This is a genomic window from Bradyrhizobium sp. USDA 4461, from assembly GCF_054055655.1.
In genome coordinates, this window is the sequence record NZ_JBSRXM010000001.1 from 625,317 (window position 1) to 648,130 (window position 22,814).

Consider the following 22,814-nt stretch of genomic DNA (forward strand, 5'->3'; position numbering starts at 1 on the left):
GCGTCAAGCGCAACCTCTCGGCAAGACAGAAACAATGACCGCACACGATCAACACACCGACGACTACACCGACATCCGCGACGCGGTGGCAAAACTCTGCGCGCAGTTTCCCGGCGAATACTGGCGCAAGCTCGACCGCCAGATGGCCTATCCGAAGGAATTCGTCGATGCGCTGACGGAAGCCGGCTATCTCTCGGTGCTGATCCCCGAGGAATATGGCGGCGCGGGCCTGAAGCTGTCCGCAGCGGCGGCGATCCTGGAAGAGATCCAGCGCGCCGGCTGCAATGGCGGCGGCTGCCACGCCCAGATGTACACGATGGGCACCGTGCTGCGGCACGGCAATGACGCGCAGAAGGCCAAATATCTGCCGAAGGTCGCGACCGGCGAGTTGCGGTTGCAGGCGTTCGGCGTCACCGAGCCGACCAGCGGCACCGACACCTCGTCGCTGAAGACCTTCGCGCGCCGCGACGGCGATCATTACGTCGTCAACGGCCAGAAGATCTGGACCAGCCGCGCCGAATATTCCGACCTGATGATCCTCTTGGCGCGCACCACGCCGAAGGAGCAATCGCGAAAGCGCACCGACGGGCTCTCGGTGTTCATCGTCGACATGCGCGAGGTGAAGGGCAAGGGCCTCGAAATCCGCCCAATCCGCACCATGATGAACCACGCCACGACCGAAGTGTTCTTCACCGACATGAAGGTGCCGGCGGAGAACCTGATCGGCGAGGAAGGCAAGGGTTTCCGCTACATCCTCTCCGGCATGAATGCCGAGCGCATCCTGATCGCCGCCGAATGCGTCGGCGATGCCAAATGGTTCATCGCCAAGGCCACCAACTACGCCAAGGAGCGCAGCGTGTTCGGCCGGCCGATCGGCCAAAATCAAGGCATCCAGTTCCCGATCGCCAAGGCCTACGCCTCGATGCGCGCGGCGGAATTGATGGTGAAGGAAGCGACCCGCAAATACGAAGCAGGGCTCGACTGCGGCGCCGAGGCCAACATGGCCAAGATGCTGGCGGCGGATGCCTCCTGGGAAGCGGCCAATGCCTGCGTGCAGACCCACGGCGGCTTCGGCTTCGCCGAGGAATACGACGTCGAGCGCAAATTCCGTGAGACCCGGCTCTACCAGGTGGCGCCGATCTCGACCAATCTGATCCTGTCCTTCGTCGCCGAGCATGTGCTCGGCATGCCCCGCTCCTATTGAGTTCTCCGATCATGCTGCCGCTTGAGGGATTGACCGTCATCGCCGTCGAACAGGCGGTTGCCGCGCCGTTCTGCTCGTCACGCCTGGCCGATGCCGGCGCCCATGTCATCAAGATCGAGCGGCCCGAGGGCGACTTCGCCCGCGGCTACGACGCCGCGGCGAAGGGCCAGAGCAGCTATTTCGTCTGGCTCAACCGCGGCAAGGATTCCGCCGTGGTCGATCTCGCCACCAAGGAAGGCCGCGCGCAGCTGGAACAGCTGATCGCAGGCGCCGACGTGCTGCTGCAGAACCTGAAGCCGGGCTCGATGGACAAGCTCGGCTTCTCGCGCGAGCGGCTGCGCAAGGATTATCCAAAGCTGATCATGTGCACGATCACGGGCTATGGCGACACCGGCCCGTACGCCGACCGCAAGGCCTATGATCTCCTGATCCAGGCCGAGAGCGGCCTTGCCTCGATCACCGGCGGCCCCGAGGGCGCCTCGCGGGTCGGCATGTCGATCGTCGACGTCGCGACCGGCGCCACCGCGCATGCCGCGATCCTCGAGGCGCTGATCGGCCGCGGCCGCACCGGTCAGGGCGCCGATATCCGGATCTCGATGTTCGACGTGATGGCCGACTGGCTCACCGTGCCGCTGCTCAATGCCGAGGACGGCAAGTCGCCGAAACGCATCGGCCTCGCCCATCCCTCGATCGCGCCCTATGGCGTATTCCGCTCCAAGGACGGCAAGGAGATCCTGATCTCGATCCAGAGCGAGCGCGAGTGGAAGACGCTGTGCGCCAAGGTGCTGGGACAGCCGGGCCTGCCCGACGACCCGCGCTTCGCCAACATGGTCGAGCGCGTGCGCAACCGCACGCTGACCGACGGAATCGTCAGCGACAGCTTCGGCAGGCTGACGCGCGAGGAGTTGCTGGCCAAGCTCGCCGAGGCCGACATCGCCTTCGCCGAGGTCAACAGCATGGACGATCTGGCCAGGCATCCGCATCTGCGCCGCATCGAGGTCGACACCCCGAACGGCAAGGTCAGCTATCCGGCGCCGGCCGCGATCGTGGTCGGCGAGGACAGGCATTACGGCAAGGTGCCCGCGATCGGCGAGCGCACCAAACGTCCTTGAAATCCCTCCTGCCCGGGCAAGACAGTCATGACCGATAAACTCGACCTCGATCATCTCCGCCAGTGGATCGGCAAGACCACGGAGGCCTCCGACGTCGTCACCAAATATCTCGTGATGGGGTTGCGCGCGACGCTGTTCCAGGAGATCGGCGAGCCGAAGGCCGGCGATGCCGCGCCGTGGACCACGCATTGGTGCCTGGCGCAGCCGGTGTTCCCGATGTCGCAACTCGGCCCCGACGGCCATCCGACCCGCGGCGGCTTCCTGCCGCCGGTCCCGCTGCCGCGCCGGATGTGGGCCGGCGGCGAGCTCGAATTCTTCGACAGCTTGCGGATCGGCGACGACGCCAAGCGGACTTCCAGGATTGCCGACGTCACCGTGAAGTCGGGCTCGACAGGCACGCTGTGCTTCGTCTCGGTCAATCACGAGGTGACGACGCCACGCGGACTTGCGGTGCGCGAGCGGCAGGACATCGTCTATCGCGAGATGACGAGCACATCGACGGCTGCGCCCGCCAAGGCGCCGCCACCGCCAGTCGCCCAGCATCGCGAGAGCCATGTCTCCGACCCGGTGCTGCTGTTCCGTTATTCGGCGCTGACCTTCAACGGCCACCGCATCCATTATGATCGCGACTACGTCACCAAGGTCGAGGGCTATCCGGGCCTGATCTTCCACGGTCCGCTACAGGCCTCCTTCATCGTCGAGCTCGCCGCGAAACTCCGCGGCGGCAAGCCACCGAAGAAGCTCACCTATCGCGGCGTGCAGCCGCTGTTCGAGGGCAGCGAGTTCTCGATCAATGCCAACGAGAAGGACAGCGGCATGGAGCTATGGACCGCCAATGCCGAGGGCCAGCCGACCATGAAGGGCACGGCGACCTGGTAACGCCTGATTGCGGCACGAGATGAAGCGCCGGCTTTCGCCGGCGTCTCCTATCCTTTACTGTGATCGCATTCAGCCACGGATCACGGAATCATGAGTCGCTTCTGGAGTTCGGTCGTCCACAATCTGTCGCCCTACGTGCCCGGCGAGCAGCCGAAGATCGACGGCCTCGTCAAGCTCAACACCAACGAGAACCCCTACCCGCCGTCACCGCGCGCGGTGGCAGCGATCACCGCGACCACCGATCGCCTGCGGCTCTATCCGGACCCGCGCGCAACCGCGCTGCGCGAGGCGATCGCGGCGCGCTACGGCGTGACGGCGGACGAGGTGTTCGTCGGCAACGGCTCGGACGAGGTGCTGGCGCACGCCTTTCCGGCGCTGCTGAAGCACGACAAGCCGCTGCTGTTCCCCGACATCACCTACAGCTTCTACCCGGTCTATTGCCGCCTCTATGGCATCAACTACGAGGTGGTGCCGCTCGATGCCGCGATGCGGATCAACCTTGCCGACTACCGGCGCCCGGGCAGCGCCATCCTGCTGTGCAATCCCAACGCGCCGACCGGCATCGCGCTGCCGCGCGCGGCGATCGAGGCGCTGGTCACCGAGCAGCCGGACCGGCTGGTGGTGGTCGACGAGGCTTATGTCGACTTCGGCGCCGAGAGCGCCGTGCCGCTGGTCGCGCGCCACGACAATCTCTTGGTGATCCAGACGCTGTCGAAGTCGCGCGCGCTGGCGGGCCTGCGCGTCGGCTTCGCCATCGGCCAGCGCCCGCTGATCGAGGCGCTGGAGCGGGTCAAGGACAGCTTCAACTCCTATCCGCTGGATTGCTTTGCGATCGCAGGCGCAGTCGCCTCCATCGATGACGAGGCATGGTTCGACGAGACGCGGCAACGCATCATCCGAAGCCGCGAGGCGCTCACCCGCGGCCTCGCTGAGCTGGGCTTCGAGGTTTTGCCATCGCATGCGAATTTCGTGTTCGCCCGCCATGGCGGCCATCGCGGCGCCGATCTCGCCGCCAAGCTGCGCGAGCGCGGAGTTTTGGTTCGGCACTTCCAGAAGCCGCGGATCGAGGATTTCCTGCGCATCACCGTCGGCACTGACGACGAGTGCGGCCGCCTGCTCGCCCTGCTGCGCCAGATGGTCTGACCCCGTTTCGGCTGTCCGCTGGAACCGAAAGCCGGCCTGCGCGTTTCCCCGCCCTGACGGAGGACGCCATGCTTAGAGACGAACAGGTCGCGGTTCTCCGCGACATCGCGCAATCCATTGCCTTTGCCGACGACGTGCAGGGCGAGGTCGACCGGCTCATCAAGGAAGGCTACGTCGCCAAGGACGGCGACCTCTACGAGTTGACGCCGAAAGCCGAGAAGGTGTTGTCCGAGCGCGGCGCCAGCTTCAACCGGGCATAAATGACGCCGCTTCCGGCACCACCTACGCGCCCGGCGCGCACCGTGCCGCGCTGAATTTGATGCCGAGAGCCATGTTTCTTCACCAAGCTGTGCGACCGATCGCGCGTCGCGCATTCCCGTCACTCCGGCACTGGCTTGCCGGCTGCTCGCGAACGATATAGTCGGCGTCCCAGTCCGGCCCATTGGCATCGTGTCCGCCGATCCGAATCTCATGCCCCCCATGGATTGTGGCTGCCCGACGCAAGCGGAGCCGCACCGCGCGTCGCACAGGACGGCGATCCGCCTGTCCGGCCGGGTGCCTCCGGCGCTTGCGATCCGCGTTGCCCGCACGCATAGTGCGGCCCGTGCACGAACAACAACAGGCAGGGAGGCAACCATGAGGACGATCGCAGCCGCGCTGTGCGCGCTCGCGCTGATCGCAACCGGTGCGCAAGCACAGACGTTGAAGGATTTCATGGCCACGGTCATGAAGAAATGGACGGCGCCGTTCGAGCCATTCCAGCTGATCGACAATATCTATTACGTCGGTACCGACGGCATCGCCGTCTACATCATCAGGACGTCGCAAGGACTGATCCTGATGGATACGGCGATGCAGCAGTCGACCGGCATGATCAAGGACAACATCGCCAAGCTCGGCTTCAAGGAAGGCGACATCAAGATCATCCTCAACAGCCACGCCCATCTCGACCACACCGGCGGCTTTGCCGAGATCAAGCAGGAGACCGGCGCGCAAATGATCGCCGGCGAGCGTGACAAGCCGCTGCTCGAGGGCGGCTATTATCCGGGTGACGAGAGCAACGCCGATCTTGCCTTTACGCCGGTCAAGGTCGACCGCACCGTCAAGGAAGGCGACAAGGTGACGCTCGGCGACGTAACGCTGACCGCGCATGCGACGCCCGGCCATTCGCCCGGCTGCACGAGCTGGGAGATGACGGTCAAGGACGGCAACCAAACCCGCAATGTGCTGTTCTTCTGCAGCGGAACGGTGGCGCTGAACCGGCTGATCGGCCGCCCGACCTATCCCGGCATCGTCGACGACTATCGCGCGACCTTCGCCAAGGTCAAGGCGATGAAGGTCGACGTGCTGCTCGGGCCGCATCCCGAAGTCTACGACATGCAGGCCAAGCGCGCGCAGATGAAGGACGGCGCGCCGAACCCGTTCGTTAAGCCGGGCGAAAACGCCAGCTATGTCGCGGGGCTGGAGCAGGATTTCGACAAGCAGCTCGCCAAGCAGACCGCGGCGTTGCAGAAGGCCAATTAGGGGCCATCGCGAAACGTCATCCCGTCATCCTGAGGAACCGCGAAGCGGCGTCTCGAAGGATGCACGGCCCCACTCGGGCCACGCATCCTTCGAGGCTCGCTCCGCTCGCACCAAAGGCGCAGGCTTTGCGCGGAACGACGTGAACTGAACATTTCAGGCCGTTGCCGCGGCAACCATGGGTGCGGCGGCTTGACATCGCCAGGCAATCCATCGACAGGTGGATTGCCTGTCCGCTCTTGCTGTCCGCAATGACGGAACCGAACAAGACAGAAATGGGAGCCGCCCGATGTCGTCGCGCAAACCCGCCGCCAAAGGCAAGACCGTCACCGTCAAGGACGCCACCTTCGGCCTGCTGCGCGCGTGGGGCATCAGGAAGGTGTTCGGCAATCCCGGCTCGACCGAGCTGCCGTTCCTGAGCGACTGGCCCGAGGACATCGATTACGTGCTCGGCCTGCAGGAGGCGTCCGTCGTCGGCATGGCCGACGGCTATGCGCTGGCGACCCGCAATGCCGGCTTCGTCAATCTGCATTCGGCGGCCGGCGTCGGCAATGCGCTCGGCAATATCTACAACGCCTATCGCAACCAGACCCCGCTGGTGATCACCGCCGGTCAGCAGGCGCGCTCGATCATGCCGCTGCAGGCCTTCCTCTATGCCGAGCGCGCCTCGGAATTTCCCAGGCCCTACGTCAAGTTCGCGGTCGAGCCGGCGCGCGCCGAGGACGTGCCGGCCGCGATCGCGCGCGCCTATTACGTCGCGATGCAGCCGCCCTGCGGGCCGACCTTTGTCTCGGTGCCGATCGACGACTGGGCGCACGCGACGCAGGCGCTCGACGCGCGCCAGGTCAGCCGCGAAATCGGCCCGGATGCAGCGGCGATGCAGGCGCTCGTGGCAGCGCTCGGCGAGGCGAAGCGCCCTGCCCTCGTCGTCGGCCCCGCCGTCGATCGCGCGCAAGCCGTCGATCTCATGGTTGACGTCGCCGAGAAGACCAAGGCTGCGGTCTGGGCCAGCCCGTTCTCGGCGCGCTGCTCGTTTCCGGAACGCCATCCGCAGTTTGCCGGCTTCCTGCATGCCGCCCCTGGCCAGCTCTCCGATGCGTTGCGCGAGCACGATCTTGTCGTCGTGGTCGGCGCACCCGTGTTCACCTTCCATGTCGAGGGCCACGCCGCGATCTTCGACGGTGCGACCTCGATCTTCCAGATCACCGACGATCCCGATGCCGCCGCAATGACGCCGACCGGCCACAGCATCGTCGCGACGATGAAGCCGGCACTGTCGGCGCTGCTCGCGCTGCTGCCCGAGACCAGGCGCACCGCACCGGCGGGCCGCATCCTGCCGCCGGGGCCCGCGGCCGGCGATCCGATCCCCGCCGAATACGCGCTGCACGCGCTCTCGGCCGCGATGGGTCCGCATGATGCGCTGGTCGAGGAGGTGCCGTCGCATCGCCCGCTGATGCAGAAGGCGATGCCGATGCGCGGCCAGGACAGCTTCTACACCATGGCGAGCGGCGGCCTCGGCTACAGCCTGCCGGCCGCGGTCGGCATGGCGCTCGGCCGCAGCACGGGGCGCACGGTCTGCCTGATCGGCGACGGCTCGGCGATGTATTCGATCCAGGCGCTGTGGACCGCAGCGCAGCGCAAGCTGCCGCTGACCGTCGTCGTGATGAACAATTCCGGCTACGGCGCGATGCGCTCGTTCAGCCAGGTGATGCAGGTGCGCAACGTGCCGGGCCTCGATCTACCCGGCATCGATTTCGTCAAGCTCGCCGAAGGCATGGGCTGCGACGCAATGCGGGTGACGAAATCGGCGGAGCTGCCGGGCGCCTATAAGCGTGCACTGTCACATCAAGGCGCCAGCCTGATCGAGGTGATGGTCGATTCCGCAGTGCCGCTGCTTTATACGCAGAAAAGCTGAAGGCGAACGCGGCTCCGTCATCGCTTGCGAAGCAGTCAGCTGCGCAAGCACTCTGGCTTCACCCACTCGTTAGGGAGGCACTTGCGGCTGGGTCCCCCCTCTTGTCCGCCGAAGCCTCTTGGCGAAGGCGGATGCGGGGGGAGGGTTAGGGAGAGGGGTGCCACACGGCACACTCTCGATATGAGTCTCTACGCGCGCGATTGAGATTGCGAACGGAAAACTTGCGGCAATCGTCTCGCCCGGGGCTTACCCCTCTCTCCCCCTTGCGGTCCCGCAAGGGGGGAGGGAGCCCGTCCAGTTGCTCACCTTACGAGGGCGGGTTCGTGCTCCACCGCCGGCGGCGCCGGCACTTCGCAGCCGGTGGCGCAGCAGCGGCCGGGTTGTTTCGACACCTGCTGTCCGTCGTCGACCAGGCCGCGGCCGAGCAGATTCTCGACCAGCTCGGCCTTCTCCATCACGGGATAGTTGCGCCAGATCTCGCGCTTCATCGCCTCCGGCGAGCCGCCGCCGTGCAGCGAGATCACCGAATACCAGCCGGCTTCGTGCGAGACGGTGAGGTCCTCGATCAGCCGCGCCACCTCGGCGCGCTGCTCGGCGGGAATATCCGGACGCCCGCCCATCACGGCGGCGAGCGAGGCGCGCGTCTCGGGATTGTGGTCCTCGTCGGGACCCGGGAGCGCCACGATCAGGCCGCCCGAAACGTAATGCGCCACGCGGTGCATGTCGTAGATCTTGGTCGCCAACAAGAGTTTGCCGATGTTGGAGAACACCGCATCCGGCATCACCGAGCCGGCCGGGTCCTTGGTGCAGTAGACCGATGACGCGACGCCGCAGGCGTAAAAGCTCTCGGTGATGGTGATGAGCTCGACCATCGCCTCGCGGATATGGGCGTGCTTCTCGGCATCGAGCCCGTTGGCCTCGATCATCAGAGCACCGGCGCCGATCAGGAGATCGCCGAAGCCGGCGCGCGCACCGATGCAGGAGTGGCGGTGATGCGTAGCATAGGAGGTAGTGAGGAAACCGCCCTCCTCGGTCTCGCCGGCGAGGAACACGCGGTCGTGCGGCACGAACACATCGTCGAACATCACGACGCCGACCGACTGGCCATACTTCGCCGAGAACTTTGCCGAGGCGTCGCCGGGCCGGCCGGCGGGACGCGCGACGATGGTGACGCCGGGTGCATCGACCGGCACGGCGCAGCACACCGCAAAATCCTTGTCGTCGGGCGCGTGGGTGCGGCACGGCATGACCAGGAATTCGTGCATGTACGGCGCGCCGGTGACGATCGCCTTGGTGCCGCGGATCACGATGCCGTCGCGGCGGCGCTCCTTGATGTGGACATAGACGTCCGGATTGGCCTGCAGGCCTGGCCGCTTGGAGCGATCGCCCTTGGCATCGGTCATGGCGACGCCGAGCGTGAGGTCCTGGTCCTGCACCTGGTGCAGATAGTTGAGGAAGCGCTGGCTGTAGTCGGTGCCATGGCGATCGTCGGTCAGCCTGGTCGCCTGATAGAGACCGTTCAGCGCATCATGGGTGAGATAGCGCTGGGCGCAGCCCGATGTCCGGCACACCAGCCGCACCGCCTCGAGCTTGTCGAGCAGGTCCTGCGAGCGCTCATTGATGTGGAGCATGCGGTTGACGGTCTTGCCCGACGTGCCCTGCCGCGCCGTCATGATCGGCACGTGTTCAGGCCGGTGCGCGAAATCGTAGGTCACGCCGACGCCGGCGACGCCCGGCGCCAGCAACGGCTCGTCCGCGACGCTCGCCACGGCCTGGCCATTGACGAAAACCCGTGGCTTGTAGCGGCGCAGGGAGTCCCGGTAGTCCGCAGCCGTCATCAGCATGGCGCTCTCCCTTGCTCATTTATTTGAATGTTGTTAAATTATTGAACACTGTTAGAATTGAGTCAAGAACGGAATCGAACCGGACATGCAGATGCGCGAGAGCAGGAAGGAGGCGGTCAGCCGCCACAAGCGGGAGCTGATCCTGGATGCGGCGCGCAGCGTGTTCGCCGAAGAAGGCCTCGAGGGCGCGAGCCTGCGGGCGATCGCGACGCGCGCCGGCTACACGCCGGCGGCGCTGTATTTCCATTTCGATTCCAAGGAAGCAATCTATGCCGAGGTGCTGCGGCAATCGCTGGCCTCGCTCGGGCAAGCCGTCAGCACGGCGGTCGCGACCACGCGCGGCGCCAAGCAGAGGCTGCACGCCGCGGGAATGGGCTTCTTCCGCTATTATGCTGAGAACCCGCGCGACCTCGATCTCGGCTTCTATCTGTTCCGCGGCGGCATGAAGCCGGCCGGGCTCGGCCACGACCGCGACTACGTGCTCAACGCCGCGCTGGAGGCCGCGCTGCATCCGATCGCCGAGGCGGCCGAAGCACTCGGTGCGTCGAAGCAGAAGGCGAACACCGTGATGGTCGATTGCTTCGCCCACGCCACCGGCCTGCTGCTGTTGCTGCACACCGGCCGCATCAGGATGTTCGGCGCCTCCGCGCCCGATCTGATGGACGCTTATCTGCGCGAAAAGATTGCGCAGCTCGGCAAGGAGTGAGGCTAGGCTGACGATCAATCCGATTTCGCGAGCCAATTGCGCTGATCACGCGATGGACACCCGCACAAATGAGAATGGCACCGGCGGAAGGGTTCCCTCCCCCCTCTTGTCCGCCGAAGCCTCTTGGCGGATGCGGGGGAGGGAGCCTGACCAATGTGCTCACCCCACGTCGCAGCGAGTTGCGCAATCAGTATTGTAGCCCGGATGGAGCGCAGCGAAATCCGGGATTCACGCGACGACGCCCGCCCCGGATTGCGCTGCGCTCCATCCGGGCTACGGGTCTCACTTCCCGTAAGCCTCGCGCATCTTGGCCTGGATCTTGGCCATGCCGCCGATCCAGCGGTCGTAGTTCTCGGTCTTCTTGCGCATGTAGCCGAGCACCTGCGGGTGCGGCAGGATCAGGAAGCTCTCCTGCTCGATGCCCTTCAGCGCGTCCTGCGCGACCTGCTCGGCGGTGAGATCGCCGTCGCCGGATTGCGGCCCCTTCGGGATCGAGCGCAGCATGTTGGTGTCGACGCCTTGCGGGCAGAGGATCGAAACCTTGATGTTGTCGGCGCGGTGCGAGATCGCGAGGTTTTCGGCAAAGCCGACTGCGGCGTGCTTGGTGGTCGAGTAAGCGGGACTGCCGACCTGCGACAGCAGGCCCGCGGCGGAGATCGTGTTGAGGAAATAACCCTCGCCGCGCGCCTTCATCCGCGGCACCAGATGCCGCGCGGCATAGACATGCGCCATCACATGGATCGCCCAGCTTCGCGACCACGGCTCGTCCGAGGTGCCGCCGGCGTTTTTCGACAGCGGATCGAAGCCGCCGCCGATGCCGGCATTGGAGCAGAACAGCGCGATCGGGCCGAACATGCGCTCGGTCTCCTCGATCACATGCAGGACGTTCTTCTCCTGCCCGACATCGCATTTGAAAGCGGCGCCGCCGACCGAGCCTGCGACCTTTTCGGCCGCGGCATGATCGAGGTCGACCACCACGACCTTGGCTGCGCCCGCGGCATGGAACGCCTCGCACAGCGCCTTGCCGATGCCATTGCCACCGCCGGTGACCACCACCACTTTACCTGCCACCTGCATGGCCGTCCTCCCGATATCTTTGCTTGCTCGCTGTCGATTTGCTCACCCAACCCTGCGCCTCCCGTCATCCTGATGAGCGCGGAGCGCGTCTCGAAGGACGGCCCGGCTGGTGGCCGTCGACCCTTCGAGACGCCGCTACGCGGCTCCTCAGGGTGACGGTGAGGGGCTGAACGGGCCTATCACGAAACATGATAGCCCATCCGCGGCGGATGGCGAGACCTTCAGCTCGCCAGCATGACGTCGAATACCGCCGTGTAGTGGCAGGCGGCGCCACACAGCACGAAGCAGTGCCAGATCGCGTTCTGGAAGCGCAGCCGCCGCCAGGAGTGGAAGATCACGCCGAGGCTGTAGAGAATGCCGCCGGCCAGCACGAAGCCGAGCGCCATCGTCGGCAGCGCCTTGACGACGCGGTCGTAGAGCATGATGCCGCTCCAGCCCATCGCAAGGTAAAGCCCGACCGAGAGCCGGTCGAAACGGCCGGGATAACGGAGCTTGAGCCAGATCCCGACGATCGCGACGCACCACACACCGACCAAGAGCGCAATCGCAAAATAGCTTTCCTTTAGTTCCACGATGAACGGCGTATAGGTCGCGGCGATCAAGAGATAGATCGCGGAGTGATCGAAGCGCCGCAGCACCCATTTGGCGCGCGACACCGGCCAGAGATTATAGGTCGCCGACAGCGTCAGCATCGCGAGCAGGCCGGCGACATAGACCGACACCACGGCAACATCGAACGGGCCGGCATAGACCGCGGTCAGCACGATCAGCGCAGTGGCGGCCACCAGCCCGAAAGCGATGCCGACGAGGTGAACGACGCCGTCGGCGATCAGCTCGGCGCGGTCGTAGTTCCACAATGCGGCGCCGGCCGCGTGGATCGAGCTCGAGGCGAGTTGCTTCAGGCGGAAGACCGTCATGCAGGCTTTCCTGTGTGCCGATAGATATGGGTAGCGCGAGCGCCGCGGCGCGTTCAATCCTGTTGCAATCCCCTGGCCTGCAAAGGCGCCGGAAATGTGAAGCTTGATTTCGGCCCGATAATCGCCACCTTGCGGGTGATCTCCGCCCTTTGGCTCCTCTTGCCGGGTCTTCGTCAACCCTCCATGCCCCCCAGGTTTCGAGATATCGTCGAGGAAGCCCGTCTCTCGGCGCGGGCGCTGCGCGACTATGGCGGGGGTTTGTTCAACCCGACGCTGCGGCTCGGCGTCACCGGCCTGTCGCGCGCCGGCAAGACCGTGTTCATCACCGCGCTGGTGCACGGGCTGACCCGCGGCGGCCGCTTCCCGGTGTTCGAGGCCTACGCCTCTGGGCGGATCGCGCGCGCCTATCTCGCCCCGCAGCCGGACGATGCGGTGCCGCGCTTTGCCTATGAGAACCATGTCCGCACCCTGATCGAGGAGCGGACATGGCCGAGCTCGACCAGCGACATCTCCGAGCTCCGCCTGGTGATCGAGTATCAGCGGCAAAATGGCGCGGACCGCAAACTCACCCTCGATATCGTCGACTATCCCGGGGAATGGCTGCTCGACCTGCCGCTGCTCAACAAGAGCTATGAGCAATGGTCGGCGGAGAGCCTTGCGCTGTCGCGCGAGCCGCTGCGCGCCAAGCTCGCCGCGCCATGGCACGCGCATCTCGCGACGCTGAAGCCCGAGGGCAAGGAGGACGAGCAGGCCGCGCTCGCCGAAGCAAAGCTGTTCACCGACTATCTGCGCGCCTGCCGCGACGAACGCTTTGCGATGAGCCTGCTGCCGCCCGGCCGCTTCCTGATGCCGGGCAACCTCGCCAACACGCCGGCGCTGACCTTTGCACCGCTCGACATGCCCATCGACGGCAGCGCGCCGGACGGCTCCCTGTGGGCCATGATGCGACGGCGCTACGAGGCCTACAAGGACGTCGTGGTGCGGCCGTTCTTCCGCGATCACTTCGCGCGGCTCGATCGCCAGATCGTGCTAGCCGATGCGCCCGCCGCATTCAACGCCGGCCCCGAGGCGCTGCACGACCTCGAGGCCGCGCTCGCCGGCATCCTCGACTGCTTCCGGATCGGCCGCAGCACGATCCTGAGCGCGCTGTTCCGGCCGCGCATCGACCGCGTCCTGTTCGCGGCGACCAAGGCCGACCATCTGCACCATCAGAGCCACGACCGCCTCGAAGCCGTGCTGCGGCGGATCGTGGCGAAAGCCGCCGAGCGTGCCGAATATGCCGGCGCCGGCATCGACGTGGTGGCGCTCGCTGCGGTGCGCGCCACCCGCGAAGCGCAGGTCGCACGCGGCCGCGATCGGCTGCCGTCGATCCTCGGCACCCCGGCCCCCGGCGAGGTCGCCAACGGCGAGCGGCTCGACGGCGAGACCGAAGTCGCGACCTTTCCCGGCGACCTGCCCGACAATCCGGAGGAGCTGTTCAACGGCGGCTTCCGCGGCCTCTCCAGTTCGGACGCCGAGGCGGCCGATTATCGTTTCCTGCGCTTCCGCCCACCGAAGCTGGAACGAAACGGCGACGCGGAGCCGGCGCTGCCCCACATCCGCCTTGACCGCGCCCTCCAGTTCCTGATCGGAGACAGACTGCAATGAACGAGAAGACGCCCCCGCGGCGGCCGGCGACGTTCAAGCTCGACGATCCCGGCGTGGTCGTGATGGATCCGGACGAGGCCGGCCGCCTCACCCGCGGCACGATCCAGATCGTGCGCGAGGCCGAGCCGGCACAGCTGCCGGTGCCAACAGATACGCCGCTGCTGCCGGCACGGCGCGGCTTCCGCTGGGGCACGCTGTTCTGGAGCGCGGTCGCCGGCCTCGTGGTGCTCGGGACCGGGCTTGGCGTGCTCAATCTGGTCGAGGATCTGTTCGCGCGCAACGAAGGTCTCGGCGTGCTCGGGCTGGCGCTCGCCGTCATCGCCGCAGTGGCGCTGGCCGTCGTCACCACCCGCGAACTGGTCGGCCTGGCGCGGCTTGCGACCATCGAGAAGCTGCATCGGCGCGCTAGAGAGGTGCTGATCAGCGACGACCGCGCCGCGAGCCGCGCGATCGTTGTCGATCTGCTCAAGCTCGCGCACCAGACCCCGCAGCTCGCCCGCGCCCGCAGCGCGCTGCAGAGCCACACCGATGACATCATCGACGGCGCCGACATGATCCGCCTCGCCGAGCGCGAGCTGATGACGCCGCTCGACGAGGAGGCGCGGCGGCTGGTGTCATCTGCCGCGCAGCGCGTCTCGGTCGTCACTGCGGTCAGCCCGCGCGCGCTGTTCGACGTGCTGTTCGTGTTCGTGGCGAGCTTGCGGATGATCCGCCAGCTGGCGCGGCTCTATGGCGGCCGGCCCGGCGCGCTCGGCATGATCCGGCTGCTGCGCCACGTCATCGCGCATCTGGCGATCACCGGCGGCATGGCCGCGAGCGATAGCCTGATCCAGCAGATGCTCGGCCACGGTATCGCGGCAAAACTCTCGCAGCGGCTCGGTGAAGGCATGCTCAACGGCCTCTTGACCGCCCGCCTCGGCCTCGCCGCGATCGACGTCACCCGCCCGCTGCCCTTCAATGCTTTGCCGCGCCCGGCGCTGACCGATCTGGCGAAGGACCTGATCCGCAAGCGCGAGGAAGCGGAGTAGCGTGTAGGGTGGGCAAAGCGCAGCGTGCGCACCATCAACAGTAACGCAAGATGTGGTGGGCACGCTGCGCTTTGCCCGCCCCTACGAATGCGACGATCACGCGATGTCAGTTGCTGCGCCCTCTCCCCTTGTGGGAGAGGGCGGCTCAAGTGCTCATCACGAACTCGCTTGGGTGAGGGGTATCCATCCACATGCACTGTGCCCGCGGAGACATACCCCTCATCCGGCAGCCTTCGGCTGCCACCTTCGCCCACAAGGGGAGAAGGTGATCTCGCAAGGCTCCAGATGCATCGCCAGCACGCGCCAGCGGAAGAAGGTGGTGTCGGGCGGCGGCGACAGATTTGGGGTCCAGCCAGTGATCATCTCCAGCGCATAGGTGTCCATCGCCATGCCGCGCCAGCTCCGCGTCACGCGCTCCAGCGGCTGGCGGACCGCTGATGTCTCGCTCCATAGCGGCAGATTGTTCTCGGGCTCGCGTCCGACATAGATGCCTGTGTGATCGCGGATCTTGTCCATGCCGGGATCGGCAAAGCCCTGGAAGCGTCCGCGCTCGTTGACCTCGATCACCGGCAGCTTCCCGCGCAGCATCCAGCGCAGCATCGCATAGGTGCGATAGTCCGTGGTCGCGACCCAGGTCGCGCCGGTCGACTGCACCTGCGCCAGCACGCGCGCGGCCACGGCGTCGTAGCCGGCCTCGGTGCCGATCGGGTCGGTGCGGCCGATCAGATTCCACGGCGCGAACATGTAATAGAGGAAGACGCAGACGACGAACAGGATGCCGGTCGAAATCGCAGTCCTTGCCCAATACACCGTCGACTTGATGAGCTCGATCGACCAGCCCTCGAACGGCATTCGCGTGACATTGATGGCAACCGCGGCAAAGCCCGCCGGCCACAGGAACATCGGCCAGGTGTCGCCAACCCGCAAGGTCAGGGACTTCCAGAGGAAGTAGATCAACGGCACCAGCACCGCGGTCGCCAGCAGGATCGCGACCGGCTCGCGCCTGAGATAGCCGCGCCATGCCATCAGCACTGTTGCGAACAGCGTCACCGGCAGCAGCACGAAGCCGACCAGGCCGAACTGCATGCCGATGAACTCGCCCAGTGTGCGGAAGGTCAGGTCGCGCTCGGCGGTGGCGCGCACCGCCTGGAAGCGGAACGAGGCCCAGTCGTGCTCCGCGTTCCAGATCAAGACCGGCGAGAACACGATGATCGCGACCAGCGCGGCGAGATAGGGGTATGGACTGCGCAGCCAGCGCCAGCGCCAGTCAGGCACCAGCGCGAAGGCGAGCACCGCCGGCGCGAACATGATCGCGGTGAATTTCGACAGCAGCGCCAGTCCGGCGAACAGCCCTGCGGCGAGCCACCAGCGCCCGTCATTGCTCTGCGCGAGCCGCACCAGCGACCACAGCATCGCCACCGAAAACGGGATCAGCGCGGTGTCGGGCGCGACCTTGGCCATCAGCAGCCCGTAATACAGCGCCGCCTCCGGCAGCAGCAGTGCCAGCATCACGGCGCGGACATTGTCCGATGTGGCGCGGCGGACGATGTCGGCAAGCAGCAGCTGGGTCGCCAGCATCGCCACGATGCCGCCGAGCCGGACGCCGAGATTGGTGTCGCCGAGGATCGCCGTGCCGAAGCGGATGAACCAGGCGACCATCGGCGGATGGTCGAGGAAGGACAGCACGTTCTCCTTCGACCAGGTCCAGTAATAGGCCTCGTCGGTGCGCAGATCGAGCGCGTGGGCATAGACCAGCCGCATCGCGGTCATCGCAACGATCACGGCGATGACGCCGCGCCAGTCCGCCGCGCGCGCACGGGCCGGCTTAACGCGGATGTTATCGGGAGGGGCTATCGTCACGGCGCGCTTTTTGTTCGACTCTTAACGGAGTGTCAACGTTCGGCACGGCCCGCCAATGCGGCCGTCCGGACCCGCGATGGTGTTCAGCGCGGGAATTAAGCACTAGACTTGCCGATCATGAATCACATGGCCTCCCCCTCGCGCGAGCACCTGCAGGATCTCCAAGGTTTGGCCCGCGGCGTCGGCCTGCGGCAGGTGCGCCTCGTCACGGGGGCGATCATGTTCGCCTACCTGATCAGCCATTTCCTCAACCACGCGCTCGGCAATATCTCGACCGAGGCGATGGCGATCGGGGTGCACTACCACACCGAGTTCTGGCAGTTCCTGCCGGTCGCGATCGTGTTCTACACCGCCTGCCTGGTGCACACCGGGCTCGGCATCTGGGCGCTTTTTTCGCGCCGCGAGTTCCACTGGAAGGCGATCGAGCCGCTGCAGCTCACGCTCGGCCTCAGCGTCCCGATGCTGATCGTCGCGCACGTCGTCGGCGTGCGGCTCGGTCAGACCCTGTACGGGCACGAGAAGCTCTACCCGCAGGAGCTGTACACCTTCTTCATCGCCTCGCCCGACCGGCTGTGGGTGATGCTGGCGGTGCTGGTGATCGCCTGGGTGCATGGCTGCATCGGCCTGTATTTCTGGCTGCGGCTGCGCGCGTTCTTCCAGCGGGCCGCGCCGTTCCTGCTCGCGACGGCCGTGCTGATCCCGACCCTGGCCATGCTCGGCGTCTATCAGGCCGGCCGCGCCACGGTGGCGGACTATCAGGATCCCGACTGGCGGCGCGAGGAGCTGTCGGTGCAGAAGCTCGGCACGGCAGCACAGGGCGCCATGCTCGAGAAGATCACCGACGGGCTGTCGATCGGCTATCTCGGCCTGCTCGGCCTCGTGCTGCTCGCACGCGGCGCGCGTGCGCTGCTGGAGCGCCGCGGCGGCATGATCGCGCTGTCCTATGGCAACGGCCGCACGCTGCGGGTGCCGAAAGGGCTGAGCGTGCTGGAAGCGAGCCTGCGCTACAACGTTCCGCATGCCAGCGTCTGCGGCGGCCGGGCGCGCTGCTCGACCTGCCGCATCCGCATCATCGGCGATCACGCCGCCTTGCCCGAGCCGTCGCCGCGCGAGGCCTTCGTGCTGCACCGGGTCGGCACCGACGATCCGTCGATCCGGCTCGCCTGCCAGCTGCGCCCGACCGGCGACCTGACCTTCTTCCAGCTGTTCCTGCCGAGCACGATGTCGGCGAACGCGCACGCCGCCAATCCGGCGCGGGTCGGCCAGGAGCGTTATCTGGTCAGCATGTTCGTCGACATGCGCGGCTCGACCCAGCTTGCCGAGAAGCGGCTGCCGTTCGACACCGTGTTCATCGTCAACCGTTTCCTCGGCGCGGTGTCGCAGGCGGTGCTGGAAGCCGGCGGGCGGCCGAACCAGTTCATCGGCGACGGCATGCTGGCGCTGTTCGGACTCACCACCGAGCGGCATGATGCCTGCCGCCAGGCGCTGCGCGCAGCGGCGCTGATCTCGGCCAATATCGACGAGCTGAACCAGTTCCTCAGCCACGATCTGCGCGAGCCGATCCGCTTCGGCATCGGCATCCATGGCGGCGAGGTGATCGTCGGCGATATCGGCTATCGCGACCACATGGTGTTCACCGCGCTCGGCGATGCCGTCAACGTCGCGGCAAGGCTGCAGGACATGACGAAAGCGCTGGCCTGCGAGGCTGTCATCTCCGACGAGGTGCGCGCCACCGCGGGCCTCGCCGACGATGCCCTGCCGGCGCAGGAGGTTGCGATCCGCGGCCGCAACGAGCCGATGGCCGTGCGCACGGTCGAGACCACGCGCCTGCTGTCGACGCTGGTCGACGACCGCCGCGCCGTCGCCGCCTGACCGGAATCCCCACCCCACCTCGAGTGTGATCTTCCGCACATCCGAACGCGCGTTCGGCAGCGATGCTCGAACGCGTCCCATCCCGGATGCGACTGACGGACGATGGGTAACACTGCAACCGCGCCGCGACAGCGTTCAACGCGCATCTGAAGGAGACGACCATGCTTCGCAAAGTCACGCTTGCCCTCGCGACTGCCGCAACGCTTGCTGCCGCCGCGTTGGCGCCGACCGCAGCCTCCGCCAAGCCGTTCTTCTGGCATCCGTACCATCATCACTTCTGGGGTGGCCCGGGCATCTCCGTCGGCTTCGTCGATTCCGGCTGCTACGTCACCCGCCTGGTGCTGACGCCCTACGGTTATCGCTATCGCACCGTGAACGTCTGCTACTGATCGAACCAATTACCTGGAATCGAAATGCCCCGGTCGCCTGATGCGATCGGGGCTTTTCGTTACTGCAATGCAACGCCGGTAAGCGCTGCGAAAGCTCAATTGACTTGCAGTTGTCAGGTGCGACATTTGTGACCGCGCGCAGTCGATGATGCGACGGCGCGCAAGGCAATCCGGGCCTGGTGATGACCAGCCCGGGACAGAACAGCTTCGGAGGAAGCGGAATGCTCGATCGACGAGACTTGATGAAGCGCGCCGGATTGGGCGCGCTGGCGGCGGGGCTGGGATCAAGGGGCGCCTTCGCCCTCGACACCGTGACGCTGCCGTTCGGCAATGGCGAACGGCCGCTGGTGCGCTACCCGCAGAAGCGCCCGATGATCGGTCTGACCAGCCGGCCGCCGCAGCTGGAAACGCCGTTTGCGATCTTCAATGACGGCCCGCTGACGCCGAACAATGCGTTCTTCGTGCGCTATCACCTCGCCGGCATCCCCTATGACCTCGATCCGGACAAGTTCACGCTCGAGATCAAGGGCAAGGTCGACAAGCCGCTGAAGCTGTCGCTGAAGGATATCCGCAAGCTGAAGGCCACTGAACTCGTCGCCGTCAACCAGTGCTCGGGCAACAGCCGCGGCTTCTTCAATCCGCGCGTTGCCGGCGGCCAGCTCGGCAACGGCGCGATGGGCTGCGCGCGCTGGCACGGCGTGCCGCTGAAGACCGTGCTCGACATGGCCGGCGTGCAGGCCGGCGCCAGGCAGGTCACCTTCAACGGCATGGATGGACCTGTGATGGAGACGACGCCGGACTTCGTGAAGGCGCTCGAAATTGACCACGCGCGCGACGGCGAGGTGATGCTGGCCTGGGGCATGAACGGCGAGGACCTGCCGTTCCTCAACGGCTTCCCGCTCCGCCTCGTGGTGCCCGGCTATTACGGCACCTATTGGGTCAAGCACCTCAACGAGATCACCGTGATCGACAGCGTGTTCGACGGCTTCTGGATGAAGTCCGCCTACCGGATACCGGACACGCCGAACAACGCGGTCGAGCCCGGCACCGCGCCGAAGGCGACAATTCCGATCAACCGCTTCACGGTGCGCTCGTTCATCACCAGCGTTGCCGACGGCGCCAAGGTCAAAGCAGGCCGCACCATGCTGCGCGGCATCGCCTTCGACGGCGGCAAGGGCATCAAGGAGGTCACGGTCTCGACCGACGGCGGCAACAGCTGGACACCGGCCAAGCTCGGCAAGGACCTCGGCAAATACGCGTTCCGTGAATGGAAGCTGCCGGCGAAACTCGCGGCCGGACCCTCGGAACTGAAAGTGCGCGCCACCAACAATGCCGGCGATACCCAGCCGATGGATCCGTTGTGGAATCCGGCCGGCTATCTGCGCAACGTCGTCGAAACCGTGCGCGTCACCGCGGCGTGAGGAGAAGCATCATGACCAGCAAGCTGCTTCTCACCTTCGCCGCGATCGCCGTGCTGTCGATCGGAGCTGCGATGGCCGCGCCCGTCAACTACACGCTTCCCGAGGAGACTGCGGCGCTCAAGCCAGGGCCCAACCTCGACGTGGTGCAGAGCAATTGCACCGGCTGCCACTCGGCCGACTACATCAAGACCCAGCCGCAGGGCGAGAAGTTCAAGAAGGACTTCTGGCAGGCCGAGGTGACCAAGATGATCAAGGTCTACGGTGCGCCGATCGATCAGGCGGACGTCGGCAAGATCGTCGAGTATCTCTCCGCGACCTATTGAGAGGCGGTCGATCGATCCCCCGCGCGCGGCAGCTGAACGGCCCGCGCGCGGGGCCGCTTGGTCAATTCGGGTTCGGCGGAACCGACCATTTTGCAGCGCATCAATTGACCACGAAACAGGCAATCCGGCACCAAACCCCCGCAAAGCGGGTTGTTTCCGGGCAAAAACACACCGTGGTTTGATCTACCCAGCTTTTTTCAAACTGCTATCCTGTGCGGTACGGACAAGCCGGTTTGTGCGGGGACCGGCTGGTCTGTTTTCGATTGATTCCGCGGAGACGACTGGAATGCCCAAAGGTACAGTGAAGTGGTTCAACCCGACCAAAGGCTACGGATTCATCCAGCCCGCATCGGGCGGCAAGGACATTTTCGTGCATATTTCAGCAGTTCAGAAGGCCGGCCTTCAGAGCCTCAATGAAGGCCAGTCGGTTGAATACGAAGAAATTGCAAATCGCGGCAAGACGTCCGCCGAAAACCTGAAGGTCTAGCGCGTCAGCGCCAGATCCGGCGGCGCACTCTCGGACGCCATCCGGGAGTGGGGGCCGATCCAACATTACACAACGTGACGTTCGGCGGGGCGGGCACGATGCCCGCGCGCCACGACGTTGAACTTTTCGGCCGCGATCGATCGCGCGCTTTGCTGTTTCCCGTTGCGGACGTCGCGGCTACCGGGCCGCCGCGTCACAGGCAGGTGCCACCCTGGCCGCTGCTGCCGCACGGCACCCGCTTCGACAGCTCCTGGATTTTCCGCTTCGACTCGGCCTGCGCAAGCACGTCGAACACGCTCGACGGCGCGAGCTGGGTGGCCTTGCGGAAATCCTCGGTCGCCTTGTCGGCATGGTTGAGCGCCTCGTGCGCCTTGGCGCGTGCGAACAGGCCCTCAACGGTCTCCTTCTGCGCAATCGCCCGATCGAGATCCTCGACCGCCTTGTCGTAGTTGCGCAGCGCCGACCAGGTGATGCCGCGCAGCGTCAGCGCGGCCAGATAATCGGGCCGCGTGCTCAGGATCAGATTGAGATCCTTCATCGCATCATCCGGCTTCTTCAGCCCGAGATAGGCCCGCGCGCGCAGCACATGCGCGAAGGGATCGTTGGGCGCCCTGGCAACGATCTGGTCGAAGGCGGCGACGGCGCGGTCATATTGCGCCGAGGTCAGCATCGCGAGCGCGCGGCCGAGCTGCGCCGTCGGATTGTTGGGACTTCGCTCCAGTACCCCGTTGATGTCGACCAGTCCTTCGTCGGCGCGGCCCTTGAGCATCAGCGCAAGTCCGCGCCACGATTTGGCGACCAGATTGGTCGGCACCAGCGCCAGGGCCTGATCGAAATCCAACAGCGCCTTGTCGAGCTGGTTGAGGCCGAAATAAGCGAGGCCGCGTTCGGTGTAGGCGAGCGTCTCCTTGGGATTGAGCGAGATCGAATGATCGTAATCGGCGAGCGCATCCTGCACCTTGCCGGTGCTCGCCTTGACGAGGCCCCGCGCCAGGTAAGCCAGCGAGTTGTTCTGGTCGAGCGTGATGGCGCGGCTGGCGTCGGCGGTGGCTTCGTCGAACTGCCGCAAGCCTGCGGCATTGAGCGCGCGGAAGGCGAGCAACTGGGGATCGTTCGGCTTGAGCTTGAGCAGATCGTTGAAGTCGTTGCGCGCCTCCGCCAGCCGGCTGAGCCGTGAATAGGCCATTGCGCGCAGCCGCAGCGCCGTCTCGTTGCGCGGTTCACCGCTGAGCACCTGGCTGAGACTGCCGATGGCACCGGCGAAATTGCCCTGCGCGATGAACTGCTTTGCCTGCTCGATCTGCTGATTGCTCGCGGCCGCGGCTGGAGCGGACGGCCGCGCGCCGCCGGAGCCGACGCCGCCGGCGATTGCGGAGCCGCACCGGCCTTCGCCAGCTCGGCCTGCATCGCGAGCGCCTGCTGGCGCTGCTGCTGGATCTCCTTGTTGTCGGGAAGAACCTTCAACAGCC

20 protein-coding genes are annotated in these 22,814 nt (G+C 66.0%); 15 read left to right on the forward strand and 5 right to left on the reverse strand.

The annotated features are described in order from the left end of the window. Nucleotides 1-34: 34 nt before the first annotated feature. The 7 genes from ACVINW_RS02985 (at nt 35) to mdlC (ending at nt 7,774) form a co-directional block, all read left to right on the forward strand. A complete protein-coding gene (locus ACVINW_RS02985) occupies nt 35-1,204 on the forward strand; it encodes an acyl-CoA dehydrogenase family protein (protein WP_456749929.1) in 1,170 nt (389 codons plus the stop codon). Nucleotides 1,205-1,215: 11 nt separating this feature from the next. Beyond that, nucleotides 1,216-2,316, forward strand: coding sequence for a CaiB/BaiF CoA transferase family protein (locus ACVINW_RS02990; protein WP_456749930.1), 1,101 nt, complete (start codon nt 1,216-1,218; stop codon nt 2,314-2,316). A 27-nt stretch (nt 2,317-2,343) separates the two neighbouring features. Beyond that, nucleotides 2,344-3,195, forward strand: coding sequence for an FAS1-like dehydratase domain-containing protein (locus ACVINW_RS02995; protein ID WP_456749931.1), 852 nt, complete (start codon nt 2,344-2,346; stop codon nt 3,193-3,195). Between the two features lie 90 nt (nt 3,196-3,285). Beyond that, on the forward strand, nt 3,286-4,338 hold the full coding sequence (gene hisC / locus ACVINW_RS03000) for a histidinol-phosphate transaminase (protein ID WP_456749932.1): 1,053 nt from the start codon (nt 3,286-3,288) through the stop codon (nt 4,336-4,338). Between the two features lie 68 nt (nt 4,339-4,406). After that, complete coding sequence (locus ACVINW_RS03005; protein ID WP_456749933.1) at nt 4,407-4,598, forward strand: hypothetical protein; 192 nt, start codon at nt 4,407-4,409, stop codon at nt 4,596-4,598. Nucleotides 4,599-4,974: 376 nt separating this feature from the next. Then, nucleotides 4,975-5,862 (forward strand): BJP family subclass B3 metallo-beta-lactamase, encoded by an 888-nt coding sequence (blaBJP, locus tag ACVINW_RS03010; protein ID WP_456749934.1) that lies wholly within the window; start codon nt 4,975-4,977, stop codon nt 5,860-5,862. 286 nt (nt 5,863-6,148) lie between these two features. After that, nucleotides 6,149-7,774 (forward strand): benzoylformate decarboxylase, encoded by a 1,626-nt coding sequence (gene mdlC / locus ACVINW_RS03015; protein WP_456749935.1) that lies wholly within the window; start codon nt 6,149-6,151, stop codon nt 7,772-7,774. A gap of 302 nt (nt 7,775-8,076) precedes the next feature. Here mdlC and ACVINW_RS03020 read toward each other — a convergent pair whose 3' ends face one another. Beyond that, entirely contained in the window at nt 8,077-9,618 is a 1,542-nt protein-coding gene (locus ACVINW_RS03020) for a 4-hydroxyphenylacetate 3-hydroxylase family protein (protein ID WP_456749936.1), read from the reverse strand. 91 nt (nt 9,619-9,709) lie between these two features. On the opposite strand from ACVINW_RS03020, the gene ACVINW_RS03025 reads away from it, so the two are divergent. Beyond that, nucleotides 9,710-10,324: a TetR family transcriptional regulator gene (locus ACVINW_RS03025; RefSeq protein ID WP_456749937.1), complete on the forward strand. Its 615-nt coding sequence runs from the start codon at nt 9,710-9,712 to the stop codon at nt 10,322-10,324. 282 nt (nt 10,325-10,606) lie between these two features. On the opposite strand, the gene ACVINW_RS03030 is transcribed toward ACVINW_RS03025, so the two are convergent. Next, the gene (locus ACVINW_RS03030; protein ID WP_456749938.1) at nt 10,607-11,401 is read right to left on the reverse strand and encodes an SDR family oxidoreductase; all 795 of its coding nucleotides are present in this window, start codon (nt 11,399-11,401) and stop codon (nt 10,607-10,609) included. Nucleotides 11,402-11,622: 221 nt separating this feature from the next. After that, nucleotides 11,623-12,318, reverse strand: a complete 696-nt coding sequence (gene trhA / locus ACVINW_RS03035) for a PAQR family membrane homeostasis protein TrhA (protein ID WP_456749939.1) — start codon at nt 12,316-12,318, stop codon at nt 11,623-11,625. A 183-nt stretch (nt 12,319-12,501) separates the two neighbouring features. On the opposite strand from trhA, the gene ACVINW_RS03040 reads away from it, so the two are divergent. Next, a complete protein-coding gene (locus ACVINW_RS03040; protein WP_456749940.1) occupies nt 12,502-13,965 on the forward strand; it encodes a YcjX family protein in 1,464 nt (487 codons plus the stop codon). After that, nucleotides 13,962-14,993, forward strand: coding sequence for a YcjF family protein (locus tag ACVINW_RS03045; protein ID WP_456749941.1), 1,032 nt, complete (start codon nt 13,962-13,964; stop codon nt 14,991-14,993). Before ACVINW_RS03040 ends, ACVINW_RS03045 begins: the two co-directional genes overlap by 4 nt. Nucleotides 14,994-15,212: 219 nt before the next feature. Here the strand turns inward: ACVINW_RS03045 and ACVINW_RS03050 are convergent, their stop codons facing one another. Beyond that, on the reverse strand, nt 15,213-16,763 hold the full coding sequence (locus ACVINW_RS03050) for a glycosyltransferase family 39 protein (RefSeq protein WP_456756282.1): 1,551 nt from the start codon (nt 16,761-16,763) through the stop codon (nt 15,213-15,215). 216 nt (nt 16,764-16,979) lie between these two features. On the opposite strand from ACVINW_RS03050, the gene ACVINW_RS03055 reads away from it, so the two are divergent. The 5 genes from ACVINW_RS03055 (at nt 16,980) to ACVINW_RS03075 (ending at nt 21,345) form a co-directional block, all read left to right on the forward strand. Beyond that, nucleotides 16,980-18,725, forward strand: coding sequence for an adenylate/guanylate cyclase domain-containing protein (locus ACVINW_RS03055; protein ID WP_456749942.1), 1,746 nt, complete (start codon nt 16,980-16,982; stop codon nt 18,723-18,725). A 161-nt stretch (nt 18,726-18,886) separates the two neighbouring features. Then, complete coding sequence (locus ACVINW_RS03060; RefSeq protein WP_194459279.1) at nt 18,887-19,114, forward strand: hypothetical protein; 228 nt, start codon at nt 18,887-18,889, stop codon at nt 19,112-19,114. A 221-nt stretch (nt 19,115-19,335) separates the two neighbouring features. Beyond that, entirely contained in the window at nt 19,336-20,535 is a 1,200-nt protein-coding gene (gene sorA, locus ACVINW_RS03065; protein ID WP_456749943.1) for a SorA family sulfite dehydrogenase catalytic subunit, read from the forward strand. Between the two features lie 11 nt (nt 20,536-20,546). Beyond that, nucleotides 20,547-20,858: a SorB family sulfite dehydrogenase c-type cytochrome subunit gene (gene sorB, locus ACVINW_RS03070; RefSeq protein ID WP_456749944.1), complete on the forward strand. Its 312-nt coding sequence runs from the start codon at nt 20,547-20,549 to the stop codon at nt 20,856-20,858. 286 nt (nt 20,859-21,144) lie between these two features. Continuing rightward, on the forward strand, nt 21,145-21,345 hold the full coding sequence (locus ACVINW_RS03075; protein WP_163149424.1) for a cold-shock protein: 201 nt from the start codon (nt 21,145-21,147) through the stop codon (nt 21,343-21,345). Nucleotides 21,346-21,538: 193 nt separating this feature from the next. Here ACVINW_RS03075 and ACVINW_RS03080 read toward each other — a convergent pair whose 3' ends face one another. Beyond that, on the reverse strand, nt 21,539-22,579 hold the full coding sequence (locus tag ACVINW_RS03080; protein ID WP_456749945.1) for a tetratricopeptide repeat protein: 1,041 nt from the start codon (nt 22,577-22,579) through the stop codon (nt 21,539-21,541). Between the last annotated feature and the right edge of the window lie 235 nt (nt 22,580-22,814).

What these genes read in the sequence shown, in the direction of transcription:
- ACVINW_RS02985 (WP_456749929.1), top strand. Translation starts at nt 35, where the DNA reads ATGACCGCACACGATCAACACACCGACGACTACACCGACATCCGCGAC.
- trhA (WP_456749939.1), bottom strand. Translation starts at nt 12,318, where the DNA reads ATGACGGTCTTCCGCCTGAAGCAACTCGCCTCGAGCTCGATCCACGCG.
- ACVINW_RS03050 (WP_456756282.1), bottom strand. Translation starts at nt 16,763, where the DNA reads ATGACCGCGATGCGGCTGGTCTATGCCCACGCGCTCGATCTGCGCACC.
- ACVINW_RS02990 (WP_456749930.1), top strand. Translation starts at nt 1,216, where the DNA reads ATGCTGCCGCTTGAGGGATTGACCGTCATCGCCGTCGAACAGGCGGTT.
- ACVINW_RS02995 (WP_456749931.1), top strand. Translation starts at nt 2,344, where the DNA reads ATGACCGATAAACTCGACCTCGATCATCTCCGCCAGTGGATCGGCAAG.
- ACVINW_RS03055 (WP_456749942.1), top strand. Translation starts at nt 16,980, where the DNA reads ATGGCCTCCCCCTCGCGCGAGCACCTGCAGGATCTCCAAGGTTTGGCC.
- ACVINW_RS03030 (WP_456749938.1), bottom strand. Translation starts at nt 11,401, where the DNA reads ATGCAGGTGGCAGGTAAAGTGGTGGTGGTCACCGGCGGTGGCAATGGC.
- ACVINW_RS03045 (WP_456749941.1), top strand. Translation starts at nt 13,962, where the DNA reads ATGAACGAGAAGACGCCCCCGCGGCGGCCGGCGACGTTCAAGCTCGAC.
- ACVINW_RS03075 (WP_163149424.1), top strand. Translation starts at nt 21,145, where the DNA reads ATGCCCAAAGGTACAGTGAAGTGGTTCAACCCGACCAAAGGCTACGGA.
- blaBJP (WP_456749934.1), top strand. Translation starts at nt 4,975, where the DNA reads ATGAGGACGATCGCAGCCGCGCTGTGCGCGCTCGCGCTGATCGCAACC.
- ACVINW_RS03060 (WP_194459279.1), top strand. Translation starts at nt 18,887, where the DNA reads ATGCTTCGCAAAGTCACGCTTGCCCTCGCGACTGCCGCAACGCTTGCT.
- hisC (WP_456749932.1), top strand. Translation starts at nt 3,286, where the DNA reads ATGAGTCGCTTCTGGAGTTCGGTCGTCCACAATCTGTCGCCCTACGTG.
- sorB (WP_456749944.1), top strand. Translation starts at nt 20,547, where the DNA reads ATGACCAGCAAGCTGCTTCTCACCTTCGCCGCGATCGCCGTGCTGTCG.
- mdlC (WP_456749935.1), top strand. Translation starts at nt 6,149, where the DNA reads ATGTCGTCGCGCAAACCCGCCGCCAAAGGCAAGACCGTCACCGTCAAG.
- ACVINW_RS03025 (WP_456749937.1), top strand. Translation starts at nt 9,710, where the DNA reads ATGCGCGAGAGCAGGAAGGAGGCGGTCAGCCGCCACAAGCGGGAGCTG.
- ACVINW_RS03020 (WP_456749936.1), bottom strand. Translation starts at nt 9,618, where the DNA reads ATGCTGATGACGGCTGCGGACTACCGGGACTCCCTGCGCCGCTACAAG.
- ACVINW_RS03005 (WP_456749933.1), top strand. Translation starts at nt 4,407, where the DNA reads ATGCTTAGAGACGAACAGGTCGCGGTTCTCCGCGACATCGCGCAATCC.
- sorA (WP_456749943.1), top strand. Translation starts at nt 19,336, where the DNA reads ATGCTCGATCGACGAGACTTGATGAAGCGCGCCGGATTGGGCGCGCTG.
- ACVINW_RS03040 (WP_456749940.1), top strand. Translation starts at nt 12,502, where the DNA reads ATGCCCCCCAGGTTTCGAGATATCGTCGAGGAAGCCCGTCTCTCGGCG.